This window comes from Acidiluteibacter ferrifornacis (assembly GCF_009909615.1).
Taxonomy (GTDB): domain Bacteria; phylum Bacteroidota; class Bacteroidia; order Flavobacteriales_E; family Vicingaceae; genus Acidiluteibacter; species Acidiluteibacter ferrifornacis.
In genome coordinates this window covers 178,918-203,430 of sequence record NZ_WWNE01000018.1, presented here as the reverse complement: position 1 = coordinate 203,430, position 24,513 = coordinate 178,918, and the positions used below count along the sequence as shown (strand labels likewise).

Genomic DNA, 24,513 nt, shown 5'->3' with positions numbered 1-24,513 from the left:
TATTACTTGAATAATCCTTTCAACTTTTTAGCTGCATCTTCTTTCAGCTTATCCATTTCCTTTTTTCCTTTTTCTTCCAATTCCTTTTTGAGTTTGTCTGCCTCTTCTTTTGCTTTTGCTTCAGCTTCCTTTTTCAATCGTTCTGCTTCTTCCCTTGCTTTTCGCTCTAGTTCTTCTTTCTGTTTATCGATTTCTTTATTGATTTCCTCCTTGATTTGCTGCTTTGCATCCTGTACAGCATTACCGGCCATCTTTTTGAAATCTGTAGTGATTTTTGGATCATCCATTGTACCCACCACTTTAACATCAATGTTAATCGTTTCACTCATTCCAATGTTTAATCCATTTTTATTGGCTTGAGATAATAAGCCATCAATTGCTTTATTGGCTTCTCCACCTAACTCCTCTCTTGGAATAGCAAATGCCATTGTGTAATCTATTGTTTGATCCAATGAGCTACTACCTGCAATGGTGACTTTACTTTTATCCAATTTAATATCAAAAGGTTCAGTAAATACTTTTCCATTTACAACCGCAAATGAAACATTTACATCCTGCAGCTTCATTTTTCTGATTTTATCATACTTCAAAGCATCTGCTATTTTCTCTAAAGCTTTTACATCTTTTATTTCAATGTTATCAGTCGAAATTTTTCCCTTTCCATTTACAGTATTGTAGATGGGTTCCATTTTAGTATCTAAGTCACCTTGCAAATACATTTGAGCTGAGAACTTACCCACAGTTTTCTTAGCTAGGGGCATCAACTTATCGACTGTGGTAAACATTACTGCAGTTTTGTTCAGATCCAATTTATCTAGACCAAAGTCAATCGCATAAGTAGGTTTTAAAGAGTCGGTGGTTTCATAATATCCATCCATAGCCACATGGCCATCCAAGATATCTAAGCCCACCTTATTGAAGTCTAGTTTTTGGTCCTTTATCCCAAGACTGCCTTTAAAATTTCTCATATCTATGTCATCATAAATCATTTGCTTAACATCAACAGTCATCACAAAATCAATAAATTTGGGAATTAATGCTACTTCCATAGCAGCAGTATCAGTCGCTGTTGTACCTTCTGACGGAGTCTCAGCAACAGTTTCGGCTGAAGATGCGGCCTCTTCTTCACTACCCATCAGCTCTGTAATATCTAATTTATTTGAAATCACATTCAGTGAACCTTTTAATGTTTGGTTATCTGATAGGGCATACCCAACAAAATTGCTCAATTGTCCATTCATAGCTATGTCTGAACCTCCCAAAATCATATCTAAGCTTTTCAAACTAGCTGATTTGGTATCAAATACTAAGTTTCCGTTATTAATAGCTATTGGATAATCTGTGGCAGTTGTTTTGTAAACCAATTGACTCACCAACATCTTTCCACTCGCATTAAAGTTCTCGTAATCTTCTTTCTCTAAAGTTGATACTCTTCCTTTCAACTGAACATCCATGTCGATGGTTCCTGCGATCTCCTCTCCTTCCTCCATTGGAATCATATCCTTCACGTTATCCAAGATAATTTTACCTTTTGCTCCAGCATCGATATACGTATCCGTCATTGGATTCTTTATGTGAGCCGTCAAATCAAAAGGATTATTCGCCATTGAAAAGTGAAAACGATTTACATCAACAACCATATTATCAAGGTCGCCTCCGGTGCTAGCTACTTTTGTATCTATTTGAATGTCCTGAATAGATTCCGGCAAATCCGTGTATGAGAAACTACCATCTTGCATCAAAAGGTTCATTCCAAAAGCAGGATAGCTTTCGCCAATGTATTTACCTTTGAAAAATCCATCCAGTTGAACTTTACCAGTAGTTTTTATTCCTTCCATGTCTTTAGCAAACTCAGCAGGAATCAAAGAAATAATGGATCTGATATCTGTTTTAGTTAATGCAAATTTTAAATCCATATCCTGGCTTTCATCTTCCAGCATGGCCAGCCAGCCTTCCATTCCTAACTCAAGTTCATTCAGCGCAATATTTCCCTTATCGATGGTATATTTTGAATTAACCATATCAGCAGCAATTGCCAAAGCAGTAGTAAATTTAGCCTCTTTAATGTATTTGACACCGTCATAATCTATGGTAACTTTAGCAATTACACCATCTAAGGTGATAGTTGTTAGATCTTCAGATAAATCACCAGTCATTTCGAAATTAATATCTCTTAATTCCGTGAACATAGGAAAGGTAGCATCATCATAAATAATAGTTGAATTGATCAATTGCAATTGCTCCAAAGCCAATTGAAAACCACCTGACGTATCTGTTTCAACCACTTCTTCAGGAACTTCTTCCGCAGCTGAAGTATCAACTTTAGCTATGTCCCAGTTTGCTTTACCGTCTGCTAATACTTTGGCAGTCAAATTAGCTCTATCAATCTTTATCTTTTTCACTTTAATCGTCTCGCCATTGATGATACTCATGACATCAACCGTTAAAGCCACCTCGCCGATATCAGCTAAAGCCAATCCATCAAACTCATCAACTCCTATAACTTTAATATCCTGAATAGAAAAATAGAAATTGGGGAAACTCTTAATCAAACTGAGGTCAAAATCACCAAATTCTACTTTAGCATTGACATTTTCATTGGCCAAATCTTTAACCATTTTCACGATGTCATCTTTAAAAATAATTGGGATGGCAATCAATGCAGCAAAAATTAAAACGACAATTACTGCTAATACTTTCAATACTTTTTTCATGTCTTAATTCAATTTATTTTTCAATAGGATTGGGATTCAATTCTCCTTCCGTGTATGCAACGATTGTAGCTACAGTAGCATCTCCAGTTACGTTCACCACTGTTCTACACATGTCTAATGGTCGATCAACGGCAAATATCAAGCTAATTCCTTCTAATGGGACACCAACAGCTCCCAATACAATCGCCAACATAATAATCCCAGCACCTGGAACGGCAGCTGAACCAATAGAGGCTAATGTAGCGGTCATTACAATTGTCAACTGCGCCGACAATCCCAAATCCATGCCATAAACTTGAGCAATAAATACTGCTGCAATTGCTTGGTAGCAGGAAGTACCATCCATATTAATCGTTGCACCCAAAGGTAAAACAAAGGAGGCTACTTTATTAGAAACACCTAACTTTTCTTCACATCTTTCCATAGTGAGTGGCAATGTGGCAGCACTGGAACTGGTAGAAAAGGCCAATAACTGAGCAGGAGCTAATCCTTCGAAAAACTTACGGTAGGAAAATTTTGCATAAAACTTTAAAAACAAAGGATATACCGCAAAAATCATCACCGCCAAACCAATTATCACAGTAATGGCATATACAGCTAGTCCTTTTAGTATTTCAGCTGCAGCGGCAGGATTATCTCCGGCAAGATCAACCATAATGTTTCCTAAAAGCGCGAATACTCCAATTGGTGCATACAACATAATGATGTCTACCATTTTTAATATGACCTCATTGGCACCATCAAAAAAGTTCTTAATCCCCTCTACCTTAGTCGGATCAGGAACCATAATTAGCGCAATACCAAACAACAGTGCAAAGAATATGACTTGGAGCATATTTCCATTGTCACTAGCTGAATCAAATATATTCGAAGGGACCATATCCACTAAAAACTGTAGGGGGCCACTCTCCTTTTGAGCATTTGCACTTTGCTCTACTTGACTTGCTTTTTGCTGATTTTCAACAACCATTTGGTCTCTTGTTTCTTTGGAAAACGATTTTCCGGGTTGAATTAAATTGACCGCAACCAAACCAATAGAGACCGCAATAACGGTTGTTACCAAATAAATCCCAATGGTTTTCCCACCCATGGATGACAATTGCGAAATGTCTTTTAATCCAGAGACTCCATTGATCAGAGAAATTAAAACTAATGGCACAGCAATCATCTTTAACATATTTATAAAGATGGTTCCAAAAGGGGAGATCCAATCAGAAGTAAATGCTTGCAAGCCCGCGTTGGAGGCCAACAATCCATAAATAATTCCTAAAAACATCCCAATTAATATCTGCCAATGCAGCGCTAATTTCTTCATATTCAAACTTAAATTTTTGACGTTTTATTTCTTAATAAATGATCGACTAAGACCAAAGCAGCCATTGCCTCTACAATAACCACTGCTCTTGGTACCACACAAGGATCATGACGACCTTTCCCTTGCACTTCCGCTTGATTCCCATCTTTATCGATGGTCGATTGATTTTTCATTATGGTGGCTACCGGCTTAAAAGCGACTCTAAAATGGATGGGTGAGCCATTACTAATTCCACCTTGTATACCTCCTGAAAAATTGGTTCTGGTAGTCACTTGATTGTTTTCCTTTTCGAAAATATCATTGTGAGCTGAACCTCTCATACTTGCAGCGTTAAATCCAGAACCGTATTCGAACCCCTTTACAGCATTAATGCTCAACATGGATTTTCCTAAATCAGCATGTAATTTATCAAACACTGGTTCTCCTAACCCTGAAGGCACACCGGTAATGAATGCTGAAACCACTCCCCCCACGGTGTCTCCCTCTTTCCTAACCGCTTCAATTCGTTCAATCATCTTTGTTGCAGTGTCTAAATCAGGACAACGAACAATATTGCTTTCCGTTTTAGAAAAATCCAATTGCTCTGCAGGAATGGTCAATTGAATATCTTCTACTTGTGAAACATAAGCACGAATTACAACCCCTTCCTTTTTAAGCACCTGTTTAGCTATTGCTCCTGCCACTACTCTACATGCTGTTTCTCTGGCAGATGATCGTCCTCCACCTCTATAATCTCTATCACCAAATTTTTGGTCATACGTATAATCCGCATGAGACGGACGATACACATCTTTAACATGGGAATAATCCTTCGACTTTTGATCTTCATTGGGAATCATGAAGCCTATTGGTGTTCCTGTTGTTTTACCTTCAAAAATACCTGATAGAAATTGAACTTGATCGCTCTCTTTACGCTGCGTCGTAATTTTAGATTGCCCCGGTTTTCGGCGGTCCAAATCCACTTGAATAGCCTCCATATCCAGCTGCAAACCTGCAGGAACTCCATCAATAATACCACCAATAGCAGCACCATGACTCTCTCCAAACGTATGCAACTTGAACAATTGACCAATCGAATTTCCACGCATGTCAACAAAAATAATATTTCTAATTGGTGATTATTGGATTATTTACCAACAACAGTAATAAAAATCAGGATATTTGTAAACAACCAATCCTAAACTCAAAAGAAACGGACAGAAATGGAGATATTAATTCAAAACATCAAAGAACTTATTCAAACAAACACAACCAGTTCTCAACTTTTAAAAGGCAAAGAAATGGGCGAATTATCAAGTATTTTGAATGCTTGGGTAAAGATTAAGGATGGAACAATTGAAGACTTTGGTTCAATGAACACTCCCTATTCAGGAAACTTTGAAAATGTACAGCTGTTAGATGCAACAGGCAAAATGGTTTTTCCATCCTGGTGCGATTCTCACACGCATATCGTCTACGCTGGAAGCAGAGAAGCTGAGTTTGTCGATAAAATAAATGGATTAGGATATGAAGAGATTGCCGCAAATGGCGGTGGAATCTTAAATTCAGCCAAACGATTGCAAGATGCATCAGAAGAGGAATTATTCGAACAAGCTTCAGCTCGACTGGAAGAAATTATGCGAATGGGTACAGGAGCTGTAGAGATTAAAAGTGGTTATGGATTGACGGTAGATGCAGAAATAAAGATCCTCAGAGTCATCAAAAGATTAAAGGAAACAAGTCCGCTAAAAATCAAAGCAACTTTCCTTGGAGCTCACACCTACCCTTTGAAGTACAAAGAAAATCATCAAGGATACATTGATGAAATTATCCATGAAATGCTGCCTATAATCGAAAAAGAAAATTTAGCGGATTATATAGATGCTTTTTGTGAGAAGGTGGCATTTTCACCAGAAGAAACGGATCAAATTGTGAAGGCTGGAGCTAAAATCGGCTTAAAAGCTAAGATTCACACCAATCAGTTTAACTGCATGGGCGGCATAGAGATGAGTGTGGCCAACAATGCTGTATCGGTGGACCACCTAGAGGTGCTGACAGACGAAGAAATTGAATGTTTAAAAAATTCTTCAACCATCGCCACCTTGCTGCCAAGTGCACCTTTCTTTTTAAGAGACCACTATCCTCCGGCTCGTAAAATTATAGAAGCAGGTGTTCCTGTGGCCTTAGCAACGGATTATAATCCGGGTTCTACTCCTTCCGGGAAAATGTCGTTTGTGCTTTCATTGGCGTGTATTTACATGCGAATGACACCAGAAGAAGCAATTAATGCTGCAACAATCAATGGTGCTTTTGCAATGGAATTGGGTGAAAATTATGGTAGCATTGACAAAGGAAAAGTAGCCAATCTTTTCATTACCAAACCCATACCTTCTTATTCATACCTACCCTATTCTTTTGGTTCTGATCATGTAGAAACTGTCATCTTAAATGGAAAAGTTCAATAATATGGCATTTCAACTCATCACTTCAGAAGATATTCGCCAATTGACTGCTGAAAGAGCAGGAGAAACTAAAATTGGTGAAACCATTCAGTCTCTTTCGGACTTTTCAGTAGAAGCCATGAATGCTTCTTCTGCCCGATTTGTGACATTGGGCATAAAAGAAGATATTGGTCCGAGGGCTAACTTAGGAAGAGCAGGCGCTCATTCTGCATGGGAGGCCTTTTTACCGAAATTCTTAAACATGCAGTCCAACCGTTTTTTTAATGGCAGCGACTGTTTGATAGCAGGAAGTATAGATTTGAATGGATTTGCTAATTCCAATGAACTGGGTAACCTACGTGCGGCAACATCCAAAATCGATCAAATCCTAACCGAGATATTGAATACAATTCATCAGGCTAAAAAAATACCTATCGTCATAGGCGGGGGACACAACAACAGTTATAGCAACATAAAAGCAGCTGCTATTAACCATCCAAAAGGAAAAATTAATTGCATCAACATAGATCCACATGCCGATTTTAGACCTTTAGAAGGAAGACACAGCGGAAATGGATTTAGTTATGCTTTTGAAGAAGGTTACTTGAATAAATATGCTATTGTTGGTCTGCACGAAGGCTACAATTCCGAGAACATGTTGAATGCATTGGATGAAAAAAAAGTTTCCTTTACTACATTTGAGGATATTTTTATTCGAGAAAACATGGCTTTCATATCCGCAGTAGAGAAGGAATTAAGAGTGGTAAACGATGGTCAATATGGTATAGAAGTAGACCTGGATGCTGTAGAAAATATTGCATCTAGTGCGCAGACTCCAAGTGGCGTTTCAGTCACTAATGCTCGACAGTTTGTGCACCACTCAGGATCATCATCAAATGCTTGTTATTTGCACTTGTGTGAAGCAGCACCGAGCCTTTCTGCTCATCCAGATCAAGTTGGGAAACTGCTAGCTTATTTAGTTGCTGATTTTGTGAAATCTAGAAAGAACTATTAGGTATGGAACCCATCATTGAATGTGTACCCAATTTTAGTGAAGGACAGAACAATGAAACCATCAAAGCAATTGCTTCTGCCATCCGAAAGATAAAAGGAGTTCGTTTGCTACACGTCGATAGCGGATTTGCAGCCAACAGAACGGTATACACATTTGTTGGCAACCCTCTTAGTGTATTGGAAGCAGCATTTCAAGCCATAAAAGTTGCTGCTGAATTAATAGACATGAGAAGCCACAAAGGTGAGCATCCCAGAATGGGAGCTTGCGATGTTTGTCCGTTGATTCCCGTTAGTGGCATTTCGATGAATGAAGTGATTGATCTGTCTCATCAATTAGGAAAACGAGTTGGTGAGGAATTGAATATTCCTGTGTATTTGTATGAAAAAAGTGCTCAACAACCTGAGCGAGTTCAATTGGCCAATGTGCGCAAAGGTGAATACGAAGGACTACCTTTAAAAATGAGTTTACCCCATTGGCAACCGGATTATGGCCCGAATATATTGAATCCTAAAAGTGGTGCCACAATTTTGGGCGCAAGAAACTTCCTAATTGCCTATAATTTCAATTTGAATACCTCTAACATCACAATTGCTCGATCAATTGCAGAGCAGATAAGAGAAAGTGGAAAATACATCGGTAAGAACGAACAAGGAAAGAAATTATATACCCCAGGAAAATTCAAAGCTCTAAAGTCGATTGGATGGTTCATTAAAGATTTTGGAATTGCCCAAGTTTCTTGTAATTTTTCAGACTATCAATTAACTCCTCTCCATTTAGTGCATGAAATGGTGAAATTATTGGCTGCCGAACACGATTGCAAAGTAACTGGAGCAGAACTCATTGGACTTATTCCGAAAGAGGCGCTTTTGATGGCTGGTCAGTTTTACGAGCCCAACCAAACCGAAGAGGACAAATTGATAGCAACTGCCATTAAAGAGTTGGGATTGTCAGATTTAAATGAATTTCGCCCAAATGAAAGAATAATAGAGTTTATGCTTTAATTTTTGATATTTTTAAGGAATTAAAGCACCTCTATGAATCAACCAAGCAACCTTCAAAAATGGTTCTCACGAATCATTTATTTTTTCCCGCTACAGTTGGTTTTCGTGCATTTAAAAAAATCACAACAACTTCTCATCTTTTGGATTATCCTTTTTCTCACCATCTCCGGAAATTTTGGGCATAAATATGGTATTCCATTTTTACTCCTAGACCCAGAATATCTTGGGAAAGTCAATTTTATGAGCTACCTCATTTTGGGCTTTTCTTTTGGTGGATTTGTGATGGCTTACAATATCTCTAGCTATGTAAACAACGGCTTTAGGTTTCCATTTCTAGCGACTCAATCACGGCCCTTTTTAAAATACTGTATCAACAATTCGTTTATACCGCTCACCTTCTTGATCTACTATTGCTACTCTGTTGTAGATTTTAAAATGGAGGATCTACAGTTTAATAAAATCCAAATACTTTACGATGTCGTTGGTTTTCTGATAGGATACATCATTGTGATTTTAATCTCAATGTCCTATTTCATCAACACCAATAAAGACTATTTAAAGCTTTTTGGAACAGTAGGCGATCAGGCGGAGGATGATGAAGGCATTTACCGATTAGCATCCCATAAAAAGCATAAAACTTGGTTCAATGAGACCTTCAACAATAAAGCCTGGCATGTAGAATCTTATTTGATTAAGCCCTTAAAAATTAGATTGGCAAGAGATTTTTCTCACTATAACAAATCTCAATTGAATCAAGTATTTAAACAAAATAATTTCAATGCTTCAATTTTCGAAATTGTAGTGCTCATTTCCATTTTTGTTTTGGGTTTATTTAGAGAAGTAGATGTTTTTGTTATTCCTGCTGGAGCGAGCATTTTACTGCTTTTTACCATCTTAATCATGCTTACTTCTGCCATTCGATCTTGGCTTTATGGTTGGACGTTTGTTGCCTTTATTGGGCTTTTCATCTTAGTCAATTATTTATCTAAATTCGAAGAATTTACCTATGCCAATAAAGCTTATGGATTGGATTATGAGACCGAATCAGTGGATTATAATTTAGGAATAATTTCTCCGGACACCATTACGCAAGACTCCCTCTATCACATTCAAATTTTGGATCAATGGGCCAAGAAAAATAAACAACGAACAGGAAAACCCAAACTAGTCTTATTCAATGTAAGTGGAGGAGGTTCTCGCGCGTCCATGTGGGCATTTAGAGTTGTTCAATACTTAGATAGCATCAGCGAAGGAGAAAGCAGTAAACACATGCACTTGATAACAGGTTCATCCGGAGGAATGATAGGAGCAGCTTACTTTAGAGAATTGTTAAACCTCAAACAAGAAGGAAAAAAAATCAACCTTCATCATCCGAAATACATCTACGATTTAGGCAAGGACATTTTAAATCCAATAGTTTTTAGTTTAGCCGTAAATGACTATTTCATTCGTTTGCAAAAATTCGAGTATGATGGTCAGCAATATTGGAAAGATAGAGGTTATGCATTCGAGCAACGATTAAATCGAAATACTCGATACTTTATGGATAAGCCACTAGGAGCCTATCAGTTAAAAGAGTTTAATTCTGAACTTCCTATGATGATCCTGTCCCCTTCTATTATCAATGATGGAAAAATATTATTGACAGCTAATCATCCATTGGGGTTTATGTGCCAAAATGAATCGGCCGTTGAAAACCAAACCGTTGAGTTGGGTGAAAATGTAGAATATAGCCGACTTCTGAAAGGTCATCAACCATTGAATATTCGATTTTTAAGTGCTTTGAGAATGAGTGCTACTTTCCCATATATCATGCCCACGATTGAACTTCCAACTGAACCAAAGATAGAGTTGATTGACGCAGGCTTAAGAGACAATTATGGCGTAAAAACAAGTATCCGTTACCTTTACAGTTTTAGAGATTGGATTCAAAAAAACACCTCAGGTGTCGTAATCATACAAGTTCGTTATGGTAAGCAGCAGGCCAAACTGCCCACCAAAGATAATAACACCTCTATCTACCAAGACCTCACTGCTCCTTTTGGCAGTGTTTATGGCAATTTGTTCAATATCCAAGATTACAACAATTCATCATTGGTAGAATACGCCAATGGTTGGACTGGTAATAAAATTCAATTAGTTGACTTTGTGTTGAATTCAGACGAAGAAAAAAGCATCTCTTTAAGTTGGCATTTAACTGAGAGCGAGCGAGAAAAAGTAATGCAAGCCATCTATTTAGAAGAAAATAAAAAAGCTGTTAATAAAGTATTAGATTTGATAAAATAACCGACCATAACCATGAAAAAATATTTTCACTTCCCTATTGCTGTTTTTGCCTTATTATTAATGAGTTGTGCGGCTAAACAAGAAAAAGACCCTACTGTGGAAGCTTTAAAATTAGAGCTAACCGCCACTGAAGCCCAGTTACTGAATGTTAGCGCTGAATTGGCTAAGTGTAAAGGTGTAGAAGAAGAAGCCGACACTACCCAACTGCAGTTAGATAGTGTCAGTTCCAATTAATTTTTTGTAGAAACCTCTGCTAAAGATTCAATGGCATGAATCAACTCGTTTGTTGACTTCATTTGCCCTAGCTGTGTTTTGTTAAAAACAACCTTCAACTGATCGTCGTCTTCCATTACTACCACGGGGTAGTCGTAAGAAGTGCGGTAACGTTCTTCGAAGTCTCCAATGTGATGAAACACTAATTTGATAGCTGTTTGATCTACAAAATTTTTCCATTCCGGTTTTTCTTTAAAACTTCCATGTGTCAATGCACACAGTTCGCATTTATAAGTTTTCGGACTGACAATTTTATGTATAAAATCCAACGAGCTGCTAAAGAAATCTGAATTAGCGTTATAAACAAGAATGAGCTTCATTAATTGTTTAGAAAAGTTTTTTTGTATAATTCTATACTTTCATTAATGATCTCAAAAGCTTTCTCCTTTCCCAAGAAATCATCAACTTTCACCTCTTTGTTTTCCAACTTTTTATAATCTTCAAAGAAACGTTTGATCTCTTTTAAGTTGTGAGGAGGCAATTCTGAGATATCATTGACGTGGTTCACACTCATATCATTGGCAGCAACGGCAATAATTTTATCATCCGCCTCGCCATTATCTATCATTCGCATTACACCTACCACTTTTGCATTAAGCAAACACAATGGTGGAACTTCTATTGAAGTAATTACTAAAATGTCTAATGGATCATTGTCTTCACAGTACGTCTGTGGAATAAAACCATAATTGGCTGGATAATGTACGGACGAGAATAATACTCGGTCCAACATAATCAAGCCACTTTCTTTGTGCAATTCAAACTTTCCCTTACTTCCCTTTGATATTTCAATACATGCATTTACAACGTTAGGAACGTCGTCTCCAGGTATAATATCATGCCATGGATTTTTCATATTATTTATCTTAAATCTGTTTTCTCTATTTTTTTGGGGTGGCAAAAGTACGCATAAATAACACTTTAGAAAGTATCGATTGTGTAAAATCATTTTGAACTTTTTAACAACCAATTTTTAATTAATAATTGATTGACAAACAAAGAATGAACTAACTTTGTGCTTCATGAAAAAAGAGCACCTTTCTTTCGGTCTGGGAATATTCTTATTCTTCGTGGCCATTTTGTTTTCACCAGCTTCGTTGAAACAAGACTACCATGACCAACTTCCGACTTCCATTGTAAAAAGTGCACTTTTTCAAATGACACCTGCCGAGCAGCAGTTAGAGGGAAATTCTCTGCATCAATTATTGCAACGCAGCTGGGAGGTAATTAAAAACAATACCTCTTTTATTAGCTTTTACCGATATACCAAACAATTGAACCCTCAATTGTTACCCAACTATTGTTTTAATCAGTTTTTGAATGGCAAAGTATCCTTATCAATATGGGTGCAATGCTTTAGAAATTAGTAATACTTCATTTTCTTGCAATTGGTTGGTACACTAATACTAACCATCTTTTTAAAAGTGTTATTAATTTAATTCAATTTCAAATGAATACTGAAGTAAAAAATCAAAAGTCCATAAAAAAAGGGTTTGGTCCTGTTATTTTTTTTACTGGATTAGTCATAGTATTAGTGGTGATTCTTAAGGTTGTTTTTCACCTTTAATACAACATCATATAAGATTATGATAGGCTGTTCTATTGAGCAGCCTATTTTTTTGCTTCATTTTAAACAATTCTGTACATCACCAAAAGTGTGTTATTAAAACTTTCTAATTTGAAACTCTTAGAGGAATATATTCATAGGGAAATACATGGAAACTGAGACCGCCTCCTACCCTAACTAAAGAACTAATCCCATTTTATATGGTCTCAGAGTGAACTGATATACTTTACAATTTGTTGTAAGGAATAATTGAATTCCATTGAGCCTTGTTTACCTTTGTAGCCTTACAAAAAAAGAAGTTATGCTTTGTATCAAACACCAATCTACTGATCCTTATTTCAATATTGCCACCGATGAATATATCTTCAAAAATATTCAAGAAGATTGCTTTATGCTTTGGAGAAACGACAATGCCATTATCGTAGGAAAACATCAAAACACTTTAGCCGAAATAAATACCGACTATGTTGAAAAACAAGGTATAAAAGTGGTTAGACGACTTTCCGGTGGTGGGGCTGTTTATCACGATTTGGGTAACCTGAATTTTTCGTTTACCAGAACGGGAGAAGAATCCAATTTGGTAGATTTTAGGCGATATACTTTGCCCATTATAGAAGTGTTGCAAAAATTAGGAGTTGATGCCAAATTTGAAGGAAGAAATGACTTAACTATTGATGGTCGAAAATTTTCAGGAAATGCAGAACACGTATTTAAAAATAAAGTTTTGCATCATGGCACGCTATTGTTTTCTTCAGAAATGAAAAATGTAAGTGGAGGATTAAAAGTGAGTCCATTGAAATACAAAGACAGAGCCATCAAATCGATTCCTAAAAGAGTTACGAACATAACCGAGCATTTGAAAGAACCGCTTAGTTTGGATGCCTTTACGGATAAAATTATGGATCATATCCTTAGCACTTTTGAAGATGCGAAGCTTTATGAGTTCACTCCAGAAGATATTGCAGCCATTCAAAAATTGAGAGATGAAAAATACGCTACTTGGGAATGGAATTTTGGACATTCTCCAAACTATAACTTTAAGCAAGGAGTAAAAACAACAGGAGGCGTTATTGAAATGAATCTTGACGTAAAAAAAGGCATAATACAAGCTGCGAAAATAGAAGGAGATTTTTTCCATATCAACGATATTGACGCGGTAGAAAATGCATTGGTAGGCTGCGCTCACGACAAAAAAGCCATTGAGGCTAAACTAGATGAGCTTGATTTAAAATCCTATTTTAACAATGTTTCTAAAGAAGATTTATTGGCATCAATGTTTTAAGTTTTTATTAACTTGAGTGGAAAAGTAGAATTTATGAGCTGGAAAGAAGAAAACAATTCTCTAAAGAGAACATTTGAATTTAAAAACTTTATCGAAGCCTGGGCGTTTATGTCCAAGGTGGCGATAATTGCTGAAAAGCTAAATCATCACCCTGAGTGGAGCAATATTTACAACCAAGTGAACATAACGCTCACCACCCATGATGAAGGCAATACGATAACTGCGAAAGATCGCGAAATGGCTCAAAATATTGATGATCTCCTTTGACAAACAAAAAATGAAGCCTACTCATGCGATATATGCCGTAACGGATATAGAAACTACGGGAGGCAGTATTGCACACGGGCGAATTACAGAAATTGCTATCGTATTAACCGACGGGGAGCAAATAATTGATCGATTCTCAACTTTAGTTAATCCAGAGCAACTCATTCCGCCAAACATTACCCATTTAACTGGGATTACGAATGAAATGGTGGCTAATGCTCCCTTGTTTCACGAAATTATTCCTCAGATAGAATCCTTTACTCAAGGAGCTATTTTTGTAGCGCACAATGTGAATTTTGATTACGGATTTATTCGAGAATCATACAACAGAGCAGGTGAACGTTTTCAGCGTAAAAAACTCTGCACCGTTCGTTTGAGCCGAAAAATTATTCCTGGCTTTCCGTCATATAGCTTAGGCAAGATTTGCGGCCAACTAGGTATTCCATTGACAGACAGGCACCGAGCCTTGGGAGATGCCGATGCCACCGCTTTACTACTGCATTTGTTGGTTGAAAAGGACACCAAAGGCTTTATCAAAGAATCTTTGAATCCAAGATCAAAAGAAGCCATACTTCCCCCCCATTTGGATAAAGAAAAGTTTGAATCTATCCCCAATGAAATGGGCGTTTATTCATTTTATAATCAGAAAGGCAAAGTAATTTATGTAGGTAAAGCAATAGATTTAAAAAAGCGAGTGCATGCTCACTTTTCAGGAAATACGAATACCAAGAGTAAAAATAATTTTGCTGAAAATATTCACGACGTGTCTGTTGAAATTTGCAGCAATGAACTGATTATGATGCTAACTGAAGCTCATGCCATCAAAAAACACTGGCCGATTTATAATCGTTCGATGAAGAAAGTAACCCTTAATTATGGTTTGTATTCTTATATTGATCAGAATGGATATGGCCGCTTTACGTTGGGGAGAACGGGCAAACACGACCGCCCATTGATCAGTTTTAGATCTGCATATGAATCACGGAAGTATTTGGAAGTTTTATGTGCTCAGTTCGAATTGTGCCCAAAGTTATGCAGCCTTCAAACTCCGCAGCATACTAGCTGTTACAGTTACGAAGTGGATGAGTGCAAAGGAGCATGTGTAGAAGAAGAAAGTGTAACGGATTATAACCAACGGTTTGAAAAGGCGATACTAGAAACGGACAAAGAGAATAATTCATTTATCATAAGGGGAAAAGGACGTAACGATGAAGTAAACAGCATTGTATTGCTACAAAAGGGAAGATATAAAGGATATGGTGAGGCTCCTAAAGATGCCGTGATTACTTCTGTTGAGGAAGCGTTGGATTATATCAATTATGGCTACGACGACCAAGACATTCAAGTATTGATCAATGCATACGTGCGGAAGTGCGACGAGAATGAATTGGTTTGGATTACCCACTCTGAAACAGCCAATGCACACTTTGGCGGCTTATTGTTTGACTTATAATTGATTTATTTACTCATATATGCTTGCCACTGAACGATGAGGTATTTGTCTTTTAAATTTTCTTTCAGTGCTAAAAAACCATAATCGTATACAAACAAATAAATGTCTCCATTACTGTTTTTCCAGTAATGGGTGAAGTAGTTTGGATTAAAACCTTCCTTGATTAATTCTTCTTTCCGCAATGTGGTTTTACCTACTCGATTGTACTTTTTTAAGATTTTACGATTGGTTTTTAACTGGCGATCAATGCTGATAAAGAGTTTTTCTTCGACTTTTCTTTTTTCATAATCGGAAGCTCGCTTACATTCTAAGGAGCAGTATATTTTATCTGTTCTCCCAACTATTGGGTTGCTACAAATGGGGCACGACTGAATGGAATCCATCAGATAAAGATAAATATTTAATCGCTTAATAGTCGTCTATTAAGCGACTATTAGACTGCTGATTGTTTATATTATTACGAATTATGTCAAATGAATCCTTCTGTTCTATATAAAATAACCTTAAAACACTTGTTTATCAAGAATGAGAAGCAAATTGGTTTACAATTTTATCCCAATAAAGTGCTAAATGCGTTGGTAAAAGGGTTACCAAATGTGAGGTGGAGCAATCAATTTGGAATGGCGTACATTTTGAACACTGAAGCAAACATAGACCTCATATTCAATACATTTAGAGGTGTAGCTTGGGTTAATGGCAAGCATTTCTTCGGGAATGCAACAGGGTTTAACGATGAAATGATCACTCTATCAGACTTTAAGAATCGGCCGAAACGGTTTGGAGTGAAATATTGTCCCATAGCGTTTTATGATACACTTGAATTAAAAATGTATTCATTTGCTACTGCAAAATCATACATCTATCATTTTGAAAATTTTATCAATCATTTTGAAATCGACTACAATAAACTCTCTGAAAAGGAGATACATGAATACCTTTTAATGAAGCAACGGCAAGGAGCATCCAAAAGTTCCCTCAATCTGATTATCAATTCTATAAAATTCTACTACGAGGTGGTTATGGGCATGCCTAATCGGTTTTATTCGATCAATCGACCCAACAAAGAGCACAAACTCCCTACTGTATTGGCTTTAAAAGAGGTGGAGAACTTAATTTGGGCAACAGGAAACATTAAGCACAGGTGCATCATCAGTTTACTTTATTCAGCCGGATTAAGAAGGAGCGAATTAATTAACCTGCGGTTAGAAGACATTGATAGTAAGCGTCTATTGATAACTATAAAGCAATCAAAGGGTAACAAAGACCGAGTTTCGTTATTGAGTGAACGACTACTAAGTGATTTACGGACTTATTACAAAAGGTATCGACCTAAGAAGTATCTATTTGAGGGTCCTACGGGCTTACCGTATACCGGATCAAGTATCAATAAGTTAATAAAAAGAGCGGCATCTATAGCTGGTATTCGAAAAAACATAAGTGCTCATACATTGCGTCATTCATTTGCGACCCATTTATTAGAAAATGGAACTGATTTACGATCAATACAAGTATTGCTGGGGCACAATTCGAGTCAAACTACAGAAATATACACCCATATTGCTACAAATCATATTCATAAAATAAAAAGTCCAATTGAATTAATTAATTTAGGCCAAATTTAAAATATGGATATGACGCACAGAGTGCGTCATATCCACTTGTTGGCGTGCATTAGAAAAAAACTGTTGGAAATTGAGAATAGTAACTTGGAATTGTAATGGAGCATTTAGAAAAAAGTTCGACCAAATTGCGGAACTGAATGCTGATATTTATGTAATCCAAGAATGTGAAAACCCAACCGAATCAAAACACAAAGAATATCAAAATTGGGCGAAAAACTATATTTGGAACGGAGACACTAAAAATAAAGGACTTGCGATATTCGCTAAACCAGAAATAACATTAAAAAAGTTGAATTGGTCGAACGAATTTAAAGACCATAGAGTGAAACATTTTTTACCGTGCGAAATTAACAACGAATTTAACTTATTAGCTGTTTGGACTCACAGAAACAATTCACCGAATTTTGGATATATGGGACAATTTTGGAAATATCTTCAAGTTAATCGTAATAAAATGAAAAACATTCTATTAATTGGAGATTTCAATAGTAATACAATATGGGACGAATGGGATAGATGGTGGAATCATTCTGATGTCGTGAATGAACTTAAAGAAATTGGTATTGAAAGTTTTTACCATAAAGTTACAGGAGAAAAACAAGGAAAGGAAAGTAAACCAACTCTATATTTTCAAAGAAAACTTGAAAGAGCATACCATATTGATTATGTTTTTGGCTCATCAGAATTTGAAAACACATTGACAAAATTGGAAGTTGGAACTGCTGAAAATTGGTTGAGTGCCAGCGACCATATGCCAATAATAACTGAATATGAAAAAAAATAACGACACGCCAACAATGGCTATAAGTAATTGCTTGTTCTCGCCTACTTCTGAAAATCCTCGCGGATTTTCAGTTTGGTGTGTACTTGCAAAGTTGAGTGCTAACCCACGCAACTACTCATAGCCCAGACGTTAGGGCAAATTGTAAAACTATGGAAGATTACACTATATATACTGAAACATACAAACTCATACCAAATACGAATACTGTTAATGTATTTGATAAAGTTTCTAAAGTGAAAAGTCGCCATAAATATGTTAAATGCTATAAAAATAATAATAACTCAATAACTCTAATAGGTAACATTCAAAACATTAAATCGTTTATTTATGAGTTATCAGTTCGTGGAGTCGTTGGACTTCTTGACAGTGATTCTTAAACTATCTTTTTCGTTTAATAATAAATTATCTTTATCGGATAGTAAAGATTGTATTTGTAAACTAGATTTATTGAAAAAATCATCAATTAATTCATTAATACTTTCTGAATGTTCAGAAAAATGAAGACAATTATCTATTATTGCGCTTTCTTCTAATTTAGGAGTTAAAATTAAATCAAGAATTTCATCTCTTTCATATTTTAAGGAAATACCTATTTCAATACCTTTTTTTGAAAATTTGTCAATTAATAATTTCATTTCTTCCGACATAGAACAAAGCTCGCCATCTTTATCCCATTCAATTAACCTAAACATTTTCTCATTGTCATTGTATATTGACAAATCTTGATTCACTATTATTAGACCCATTTTAATATTCAATTTTTAAATAATTACAAGACACAAGATTTAAAACAAAACTTGCCCTAACATAATGTAAAATTCATTGGGGATATACAGGTGTTGTTTTTTCATCATTATTTAATGTCTCATAAAGGTTTATTATTACTATTTTTATCTACGCCCAACAAATCTTACATGGCNAAAGATAATAGCGGATTTAACTCCTATACTACATACACTAATTACTGCGGGAATCATACACCAAGATGTTCATACCCAAATTGCACTAATCATGCGAGCACAAATTATAGTGGAGGTTATCAAAAATATTGTAAAACACATAAATAACGAACTGCCAACAATGTATATACAAAATAGGCGAAATAGTAGTAAATTCAACGGTTGTAGCCCGCTTCAACTTCTCAACGTTTTGATAGTTTTGAAGCCCGCAATCGCCTACTTTGCATATACTAACCGTTAGCGGGCATTACTTAAAAAATTAAAATTTGAAAAAAGAGAGACAGCATTTTATCCCAAAGGTTTACTTGAAAAACTTTGCTTTTGACAAACAAGACGATAAAGCTTTCGTATCTGCTTATAATAAAATAGACGAGGAATATAAAGAATCCATTAGTATAAAAGATATTTGCGTAGATACTGACTTTTATACTTTAAAAAACCTTGAAGGTGATGAAAAGTACGCTGTAGAAAACTTCTTTGATAATTATATTGAGAAAAAATATTCATCAGTTTATAAACTTTTAGTTGAAGATAAAATTGAAGTTATTACTCCAAAGCAAAGGTTTGAAATACTATACACAATACTAAGTCTTCACTTTAGAACTCCTAAAAGATTAAATCAATTAGTAAGCTCATCAGTAAATATGATCGAAAGTCTTAAAGAGAATCCTGATGTTAATACCATCAACTTTATGGGACTTAATCTAGATTTAGAAGGTAAAAAACTTAAGGAAATTAAAAATGAAATAAGAGAACATAATAGAGTTGATTTTATAAAGACACAATTTGTTTTATTTCATCAATTTGTTGATTTAAGAAAATCGGATGCCATAAATATTATTCAACTAACGGGGGAGGATGAATATATAACAAGCGATAACCCTGTTCTAATAAGAAATACCAAAACAGAACTTGAACAATTATTTGATCCTTCAAACTCAATATATGTTCCGTTAGACCCTAAACACTCTTTATTTATCGCTCCAAAAATGGATGATGTAATTCTAAATCGTGTATTTTATCAAAAAGACAACTTTTTTGCTCATGGCGTTAGCAATCATAATGAATTCCATAATGCAGAAAGATGGATAATTGGAACAAAAGTAGGAGTTAAAAGATTTTTGGACAAAAAGCCTGAATATGATCAACCTGCATCTGAAAACCATCCGATTGTTAAAAAGGCTAAAGAAACATCTGAAGCCGCAGAAAAGTTATTGGAGTTATTAGAAAAAGACCCTAGTAATAATAATTCAGAGCTATTAACATTTCTGTCAGAATTAACAAATAGCCCACTTTATAAAGACAACCAAGCATTGATAGACATGGTTGAAAGACTTGAACCATTCAAGTTTAAATATTAAAAATAAAACGACCCGCTAACACTCTGTATAGTGCATTGTGGGTAAGGCAGCTTGGTAAGCTGAGTAGTTGTTTTCAATCTCGCAAAATCCGCTATCGGATTTTGTTTTGGAGAGCACTTAGCAAAAACCGCCAAGTGGTTTTTGCTAAGTGCTAAACTGAAATTGTATCTTTATCAAATCCACAACGCACCATACAGTAAACGTTACCATTCATTTCCACAAATGAAAACTTTATTAAAACTATTTATTCTTTTATTTTTCATATCATCTTCTAAAACAGATATTAAACAAAATAAAAATATAATTGTATACGATTCATCAGATACAATAAACTCTTCTCAAAATTTATCTCTTGACTCATTGAAAGAGAATACTGAGAAAACCATTTTTGACTATATATTTTCACAATTTGATGCTAGTGAATTTCTTGATGTTATGAATTTTGAAAATAGTGGAATTGGAAATACCAACTACTTACTAAAACCCGATACGTCAGGTTTTTTCTATTCATATTTCGTGTTTAAATCTGAGGATAAAAGTCAAGTTACTATGTCAATAGATGAAATGAGAGTAACAACTTATAAGTACGGTAATATTGTTGGCAATTATAACTCTAACGAAACTTTTAGAGAATTGATTTGTAAAACAAAGGATTCCAGATTGAAAAATTTAAATTTCGTTGGATCCAAACGTACAGACTTTGATATTTATAGAAATTATAAATCACAAACTGATTCAACAATTTTCTATCATAATCATCCAACTTTTCTACTATTAAAGTTTGACGTTGATACAGTTAAATGGTTTAAATTTGGTTATATAAATAAAGAATTAAACCAAACTCAAAAAGCTGATTTATTAAAATACAAGCTTTAAAGAACAATATAATTTGATATTTGTCAAAGACTATTTATCTCAGAATTTTAAACCCTGACAGTTACACAAAATAGCATCATCTCAATTCTGTTCTTATCGGTCGGACTAATGTTCAAGGCTGATATTTGATTTAAGCTAAACTGTTAACTAATCACACTTAATCAACTTATTGACTTATCTCAATACTCAAAAATGGACTTGTAATCTTTCTGCTAAACTGCAACAGTTATGCAAAACGTAACGGTTTGACTTATAACCAGACTAAATTTACAGACTGAAAACCAGACTGATAATAAAAAGAACGAATGGTAACAGACTGTATAGTTCATTGTGAGTTTGGCAGTTTGGTTAGCTCCTTCCCTATTTTTAAACTCCACAAAATACGCTTGCAGTTTTGTAGAAAATGAGAAATATACAAAGCCGCTGCGCGGCTTTTGTTATTTAGTAAATTGAAAGTGTTAATTTTATCTATCTCACAACAAACCATACAGGGGCGTTGGCAACCATTAAAAAAATGAAATCCAGATACATAGGAACATTAGTCGGACTTGGATTTGCAATTCCAGGACTTCTGACACTATTAAGTGTAGACATGATGGTTTTCATGTTCATTCCTATGCTCTCCTTCTTGCCTATTGCTCTTCCTTTAGAACTACTCGGAAGCGGACTTTTTGACGACTATGCGATAACAGCTCTTTTAGTTCTATTTGGACTAACAATCGCATTTGGACTTTCCTCGTACTATTTCTTCAAGCACCTCATTAAAGACAGACAAGAGAACAGAACCTTGAACATGGTAAGATTTTGGGGCTACTTTGGACTCCAACTAATAATAGTCCACCCTTTAGTTTTCTATGTATGGGCTTTCGACAATTCGGGAAGTTCAGGGGATGGACAATTCATATTTGGAGCTTTTGAAACATTTCCAATAAGCAGTGGACTATTCATAGTTCTCGGATTAATTATTGACTATTTAAAAAACAAAAAGTGACTAAGAGGAAGAACAAATACGCAACTCCTATAATAACAGGCATATTAATCATGGTATTCTTCATTGCCTTTCAACAACTATCGCCAATTCGAGGAGACGCAGGCAGATTATTCCAAGGGACTTTATCAATAATTCTGAGAGTAGTAGTCACCTTTTGGATTTCTAGTCTTGCAAAACAACAAGGACGAAAAAGCCTTCCATTCGTATTAATTGGAATAATTATTCCTGCGATTACTTTGATAATTATCGGTATAATAGGAGATAAAAAAGAAAAAACGGTTGCCAACAAAACCTAAGAAAACATGGGGAGAAACGTACTGAAAGCAAGCTTAGAACTTCGTAGTTTAGTTCGTCACGGGCGGACAGAAATGCACTTCGAAATTCCCACGTTTCTTAGCTAGAACGTTGGCAGCAACCAGAAAAAGAAAAATGAAAGCAGAGATACTAATACTATTAACATTTGGAATTTCAAGTTTGCTTTTTGGTCAAATCAAATCCGAAAGACAAGTGGAGTATTGGCTGCATAAAGAAGTAGAGAAAAGAGGTTTTCATAAAAACAACTCAAAAGATAGTTGCGTCATTTTTTGGGAAAAATATAATCGGAACGGAAAAGTTACGAAGGAATACGATTTTCCATCTGATAGATGTTGGAAGATAAATGGTCCTTGGGAACATCATTATTATTATGATGAGAAGGACAGAATAATTGAACACAGATTTTACGGTGGCAAGGAAGGAAATGAAAGAACCTTAATGAAGAATTTTTTCTATTCATATCCATACGCCAACGAACCAAACAGAGCGAATGAATTTTATTTCATTTATGATTATAGAGCCAAAACGAGAATTGAAGAAGAACAGATTGACACCTTTTACTTAGATACAGTCAATACAAAAGGAATGTTTGACTTTTTCCGAACAGGTTGGAAATACGATACTATCAAATATGACGAGGGGTACTTTATTTTTAAAGAGGACTTTGAACGAAATAAAGAGCTATTTACCCCTGATTTGATTGAGCCAATTTTAAGTAAATCAGATATCAAAGATTTTGAAATTGAACTTATAAATAATCTCCATCAAATCTGTAATAAACTTACAGAGGTTTACGAAGCTAAAGAAAGTTATTTCTGCGAATTTGAATTTAGAGAAGAAGGCAATCAAAGAAGTATCAAATTTCAAATATCGAAATACTTTTTAGATATCCAATACAAATTATTAAACCTCAACGGAGATTGTCGATTGTCATTTTTCTACCGATGTGATAGAAATGGCAGTGATCTCGAAAAATTAAGTTTTGTAAAATCTTACATTGAATATTATCAATAATAAATAATAAGGCAGCTGCCAACAACGGCTATAGCAAATGCGGGCTGAATACTTAAAAATGAAGATATTACAACTAAATAAATTTACGGGAGGCAGACCAGGGTGCGGCTTCGAAATCCCGCACTTGCCATAGCCAAGGCCGTTGGCGTGCATTACTTCCAAAGCACAAAAGAATCAAAATTCAAAAATGATGGCAGATAACAATATTATAATTGACTTAAGAGTTCAAGAGGATTTGGAAACTAACTTGGGTAAATTACAAATACTAAATGCAGAAATTGCCATTATTCTAGACGAGATTAAAAATGGATTAAACGAAAAAAAGAATATAAGTGAGCCAAGGAATGATAAACCACAAATTAGACATCTAAACCTATTGGAAGACCCTATTCAGTTAAATATCAATTTGAAATGCAAAACATTCTTATTTGTCTTTCGGCAATTTATTTCAAAATACTTTCGAGCATTATATCAAAGTAAAGAAATTCTTGGCTATGAAAAAGTAGCCAACGTGTTGCCAGATTTATCCGTAAATGGCAGTACAAAGAAGATTATCAATCTTTTGAAAGGGACTTATGACTTTGACAAGGATATTATTAATACAATTCAAGAAGGTGGTGACTTCCTAATTATATCAAGACTCCTTAGAAATTCAATAAAAACCTATGCTGTTTTAATTACACATACTGTTTATGACGGTGAAAATGCCAATTTTTATTTGAATTTTCCTATGGATAAAGAGACAAAGGATGACACATTACTGTTTGTGAAAGAGAAATTGATTAAAATGGACGAAACTTCAAACTTCACTGTCAAAGTTGGATTTTTTGACAACTGCCAGCTTTATGCTAATAAATTGTTTGAAATACTAATTGATAAATTAGATAATAAGGGAGTATTTGATAACCAAGGTAACTCACAAAACAAATAAAACGACACGCCAACACTATATATAGCAAATAGGGCGTCCGGTGGTTTTCGAAAGTTCGGTACTATTT

The 24,513-nt window shown here is 35.3% G+C and carries 24 protein-coding genes; 17 read left to right on the top strand and 7 right to left on the bottom strand.

The genetic code is table 11. The annotated features are described in order from the left end of the window. Window positions 1-2: 2 nt before the first annotated feature. From GQN54_RS15000 to aroC, 3 genes are read right to left on the bottom strand one after another with little or no spacing between them, the layout of a single operon-like run. Window positions 3-2,714, bottom strand: coding sequence for an AsmA family protein (locus GQN54_RS15000; RefSeq protein ID WP_160634379.1), 2,712 nt, complete (start codon window positions 2,712-2,714; stop codon window positions 3-5). Window positions 2,715-2,727: 13 nt separating this feature from the next. After that, window positions 2,728-4,029, bottom strand: a complete 1,302-nt coding sequence (locus GQN54_RS14995) for a dicarboxylate/amino acid:cation symporter (protein WP_160634378.1) — start codon at window positions 4,027-4,029, stop codon at window positions 2,728-2,730. Between the two features lie 8 nt (window positions 4,030-4,037). After that, window positions 4,038-5,117 (bottom strand): chorismate synthase, encoded by a 1,080-nt coding sequence (gene aroC, locus GQN54_RS14990; RefSeq protein ID WP_160634377.1) that lies wholly within the window; start codon window positions 5,115-5,117, stop codon window positions 4,038-4,040. 114 nt (window positions 5,118-5,231) lie between these two features. Between aroC and hutI the strand changes: the two genes are divergently transcribed. The 5 genes from hutI to GQN54_RS14965 are packed head-to-tail and all read left to right on the top strand — an operon-like array spanning window position 5,232 to window position 10,985. Further along, entirely contained in the window at window positions 5,232-6,473 is a 1,242-nt protein-coding gene (hutI, locus tag GQN54_RS14985; protein WP_160634376.1) for an imidazolonepropionase, read from the top strand. Next, window positions 6,457-7,464 (top strand): formimidoylglutamase, encoded by a 1,008-nt coding sequence (locus GQN54_RS14980; RefSeq protein WP_160634375.1) that lies wholly within the window; start codon window positions 6,457-6,459, stop codon window positions 7,462-7,464. The genes hutI and GQN54_RS14980 overlap by 17 nt, the downstream gene beginning before the upstream one ends. A gap of 2 nt (window positions 7,465-7,466) precedes the next feature. Then, on the top strand, window positions 7,467-8,465 hold the full coding sequence (ftcD, locus tag GQN54_RS14975; protein ID WP_160634374.1) for a glutamate formimidoyltransferase: 999 nt from the start codon (window positions 7,467-7,469) through the stop codon (window positions 8,463-8,465). 33 nt (window positions 8,466-8,498) lie between these two features. Next, a complete protein-coding gene (locus GQN54_RS14970; protein ID WP_160634373.1) occupies window positions 8,499-10,751 on the top strand; it encodes a patatin-like phospholipase family protein in 2,253 nt (750 codons plus the stop codon). Between the two features lie 12 nt (window positions 10,752-10,763). After that, window positions 10,764-10,985 carry a hypothetical protein gene (locus GQN54_RS14965; RefSeq protein WP_160634372.1) on the top strand — a complete coding sequence of 74 codons (222 nt, stop codon included), beginning with the start codon at window positions 10,764-10,766 and terminating at the stop codon, window positions 10,983-10,985. On the opposite strand, the gene GQN54_RS14960 is transcribed toward GQN54_RS14965, so the two are convergent. Together GQN54_RS14960 and GQN54_RS14955 are read right to left on the bottom strand one after the other, a co-directional pair. Further along, window positions 10,982-11,344, bottom strand: a complete 363-nt coding sequence (locus tag GQN54_RS14960; RefSeq protein ID WP_160634371.1) for a GTPase — start codon at window positions 11,342-11,344, stop codon at window positions 10,982-10,984. The genes GQN54_RS14965 and GQN54_RS14960 overlap by 4 nt on opposite strands. Then, window positions 11,344-11,880 (bottom strand): inorganic diphosphatase, encoded by a 537-nt coding sequence (locus GQN54_RS14955; protein WP_160634370.1) that lies wholly within the window; start codon window positions 11,878-11,880, stop codon window positions 11,344-11,346. Before GQN54_RS14955 ends, GQN54_RS14960 begins: the two co-directional genes overlap by 1 nt. Before the next feature lie 166 nt (window positions 11,881-12,046). On the opposite strand from GQN54_RS14955, the gene GQN54_RS14950 reads away from it, so the two are divergent. The 4 genes from GQN54_RS14950 (at window position 12,047) to GQN54_RS14935 (ending at window position 15,593) form a co-directional block, all read left to right on the top strand. Next, on the top strand, window positions 12,047-12,391 hold the full coding sequence (locus tag GQN54_RS14950; RefSeq protein WP_160634369.1) for a hypothetical protein: 345 nt from the start codon (window positions 12,047-12,049) through the stop codon (window positions 12,389-12,391). A gap of 501 nt (window positions 12,392-12,892) precedes the next feature. Continuing rightward, window positions 12,893-13,873 (top strand): lipoate--protein ligase, encoded by a 981-nt coding sequence (locus GQN54_RS14945; protein WP_160634368.1) that lies wholly within the window; start codon window positions 12,893-12,895, stop codon window positions 13,871-13,873. 33 nt (window positions 13,874-13,906) lie between these two features. Beyond that, window positions 13,907-14,140, top strand: a complete 234-nt coding sequence (locus GQN54_RS14940; protein WP_160634367.1) for a 4a-hydroxytetrahydrobiopterin dehydratase — start codon at window positions 13,907-13,909, stop codon at window positions 14,138-14,140. Between the two features lie 10 nt (window positions 14,141-14,150). Further along, the gene (locus GQN54_RS14935; RefSeq protein WP_160634366.1) at window positions 14,151-15,593 is read left to right on the top strand and encodes an exonuclease domain-containing protein; all 1,443 of its coding nucleotides are present in this window, start codon (window positions 14,151-14,153) and stop codon (window positions 15,591-15,593) included. 5 nt (window positions 15,594-15,598) lie between these two features. On the opposite strand, the gene GQN54_RS14930 is transcribed toward GQN54_RS14935, so the two are convergent. Next, window positions 15,599-15,976, bottom strand: a complete 378-nt coding sequence (locus tag GQN54_RS14930; protein WP_160634365.1) for a hypothetical protein — start codon at window positions 15,974-15,976, stop codon at window positions 15,599-15,601. Window positions 15,977-16,066: 90 nt separating this feature from the next. Between GQN54_RS14930 and GQN54_RS14925 the strand changes: the two genes are divergently transcribed. Beyond that, a complete protein-coding gene (locus tag GQN54_RS14925; RefSeq protein WP_160634364.1) occupies window positions 16,067-17,215 on the top strand; it encodes a tyrosine-type recombinase/integrase in 1,149 nt (382 codons plus the stop codon). Between the two features lie 70 nt (window positions 17,216-17,285). Next, the gene (locus tag GQN54_RS14920) at window positions 17,286-17,999 is read left to right on the top strand and encodes an endonuclease/exonuclease/phosphatase family protein (protein WP_160634363.1); all 714 of its coding nucleotides are present in this window, start codon (window positions 17,286-17,288) and stop codon (window positions 17,997-17,999) included. A gap of 335 nt (window positions 18,000-18,334) precedes the next feature. On the opposite strand, the gene GQN54_RS14915 is transcribed toward GQN54_RS14920, so the two are convergent. Further along, complete coding sequence (locus GQN54_RS14915) at window positions 18,335-18,745, bottom strand: hypothetical protein (RefSeq protein ID WP_160634362.1); 411 nt, start codon at window positions 18,743-18,745, stop codon at window positions 18,335-18,337. Between the two features lie 479 nt (window positions 18,746-19,224). Between GQN54_RS14915 and GQN54_RS14910 the strand changes: the two genes are divergently transcribed. The 6 genes from GQN54_RS14910 to GQN54_RS14885 all read left to right on the top strand — a co-directional run bounded on the left by GQN54_RS14910 (window position 19,225) and on the right by GQN54_RS14885 (window position 24,446). Further along, window positions 19,225-20,319, top strand: a complete 1,095-nt coding sequence (locus tag GQN54_RS14910; protein WP_160634361.1) for a DUF4238 domain-containing protein — start codon at window positions 19,225-19,227, stop codon at window positions 20,317-20,319. 222 nt (window positions 20,320-20,541) lie between these two features. Next, complete coding sequence (locus GQN54_RS14905; RefSeq protein ID WP_160634360.1) at window positions 20,542-21,195, top strand: hypothetical protein; 654 nt, start codon at window positions 20,542-20,544, stop codon at window positions 21,193-21,195. A 514-nt stretch (window positions 21,196-21,709) separates the two neighbouring features. Beyond that, window positions 21,710-22,186 carry a hypothetical protein gene (locus GQN54_RS14900; RefSeq protein WP_160634359.1) on the top strand — a complete coding sequence of 159 codons (477 nt, stop codon included), beginning with the start codon at window positions 21,710-21,712 and terminating at the stop codon, window positions 22,184-22,186. Further along, window positions 22,183-22,482: a hypothetical protein gene (locus tag GQN54_RS14895; protein WP_160634358.1), complete on the top strand. Its 300-nt coding sequence runs from the start codon at window positions 22,183-22,185 to the stop codon at window positions 22,480-22,482. Before GQN54_RS14900 ends, GQN54_RS14895 begins: the two co-directional genes overlap by 4 nt. 133 nt (window positions 22,483-22,615) lie before the next feature. Then, entirely contained in the window at window positions 22,616-23,515 is a 900-nt protein-coding gene (locus GQN54_RS14890) for a hypothetical protein (protein WP_160634357.1), read from the top strand. Window positions 23,516-23,702: 187 nt separating this feature from the next. Further along, window positions 23,703-24,446: a hypothetical protein gene (locus GQN54_RS14885; RefSeq protein WP_160634356.1), complete on the top strand. Its 744-nt coding sequence runs from the start codon at window positions 23,703-23,705 to the stop codon at window positions 24,444-24,446. Window positions 24,447-24,513 lie beyond the last annotated feature (67 nt).

Excerpts from the sequence above, each read along its gene's own strand:
- GQN54_RS15000 (WP_160634379.1), bottom strand. The coding sequence starts at position 2,714 with ATGAAAAAAGTATTGAAAGTATTAGCAGTAATTGTCGTTTTAATTTTT.
- GQN54_RS14995 (WP_160634378.1), bottom strand. The coding sequence starts at position 4,029 with ATGAAGAAATTAGCGCTGCATTGGCAGATATTAATTGGGATGTTTTTA.
- aroC (WP_160634377.1), bottom strand. The coding sequence starts at position 5,117 with ATGCGTGGAAATTCGATTGGTCAATTGTTCAAGTTGCATACGTTTGGA.
- hutI (WP_160634376.1), top strand. The coding sequence starts at position 5,232 with ATGGAGATATTAATTCAAAACATCAAAGAACTTATTCAAACAAACACA.
- GQN54_RS14980 (WP_160634375.1), top strand. The coding sequence starts at position 6,457 with ATGGAAAAGTTCAATAATATGGCATTTCAACTCATCACTTCAGAAGAT.
- ftcD (WP_160634374.1), top strand. The coding sequence starts at position 7,467 with ATGGAACCCATCATTGAATGTGTACCCAATTTTAGTGAAGGACAGAAC.
- GQN54_RS14970 (WP_160634373.1), top strand. The coding sequence starts at position 8,499 with ATGAATCAACCAAGCAACCTTCAAAAATGGTTCTCACGAATCATTTAT.
- GQN54_RS14965 (WP_160634372.1), top strand. The coding sequence starts at position 10,764 with ATGAAAAAATATTTTCACTTCCCTATTGCTGTTTTTGCCTTATTATTA.
- GQN54_RS14960 (WP_160634371.1), bottom strand. The coding sequence starts at position 11,344 with ATGAAGCTCATTCTTGTTTATAACGCTAATTCAGATTTCTTTAGCAGC.
- GQN54_RS14955 (WP_160634370.1), bottom strand. The coding sequence starts at position 11,880 with ATGAAAAATCCATGGCATGATATTATACCTGGAGACGACGTTCCTAAC.
- GQN54_RS14950 (WP_160634369.1), top strand. The coding sequence starts at position 12,047 with ATGAAAAAAGAGCACCTTTCTTTCGGTCTGGGAATATTCTTATTCTTC.
- GQN54_RS14945 (WP_160634368.1), top strand. The coding sequence starts at position 12,893 with ATGCTTTGTATCAAACACCAATCTACTGATCCTTATTTCAATATTGCC.
- GQN54_RS14940 (WP_160634367.1), top strand. The coding sequence starts at position 13,907 with ATGAGCTGGAAAGAAGAAAACAATTCTCTAAAGAGAACATTTGAATTT.
- GQN54_RS14935 (WP_160634366.1), top strand. The coding sequence starts at position 14,151 with ATGAAGCCTACTCATGCGATATATGCCGTAACGGATATAGAAACTACG.
- GQN54_RS14930 (WP_160634365.1), bottom strand. The coding sequence starts at position 15,976 with ATGGATTCCATTCAGTCGTGCCCCATTTGTAGCAACCCAATAGTTGGG.
- GQN54_RS14925 (WP_160634364.1), top strand. The coding sequence starts at position 16,067 with ATGAATCCTTCTGTTCTATATAAAATAACCTTAAAACACTTGTTTATC.
- GQN54_RS14915 (WP_160634362.1), bottom strand. The coding sequence starts at position 18,745 with ATGGGTCTAATAATAGTGAATCAAGATTTGTCAATATACAATGACAAT.
- GQN54_RS14905 (WP_160634360.1), top strand. The coding sequence starts at position 20,542 with ATGAAAACTTTATTAAAACTATTTATTCTTTTATTTTTCATATCATCT.
- GQN54_RS14900 (WP_160634359.1), top strand. The coding sequence starts at position 21,710 with ATGAAATCCAGATACATAGGAACATTAGTCGGACTTGGATTTGCAATT.
- GQN54_RS14890 (WP_160634357.1), top strand. The coding sequence starts at position 22,616 with ATGAAAGCAGAGATACTAATACTATTAACATTTGGAATTTCAAGTTTG.
- GQN54_RS14885 (WP_160634356.1), top strand. The coding sequence starts at position 23,703 with ATGATGGCAGATAACAATATTATAATTGACTTAAGAGTTCAAGAGGAT.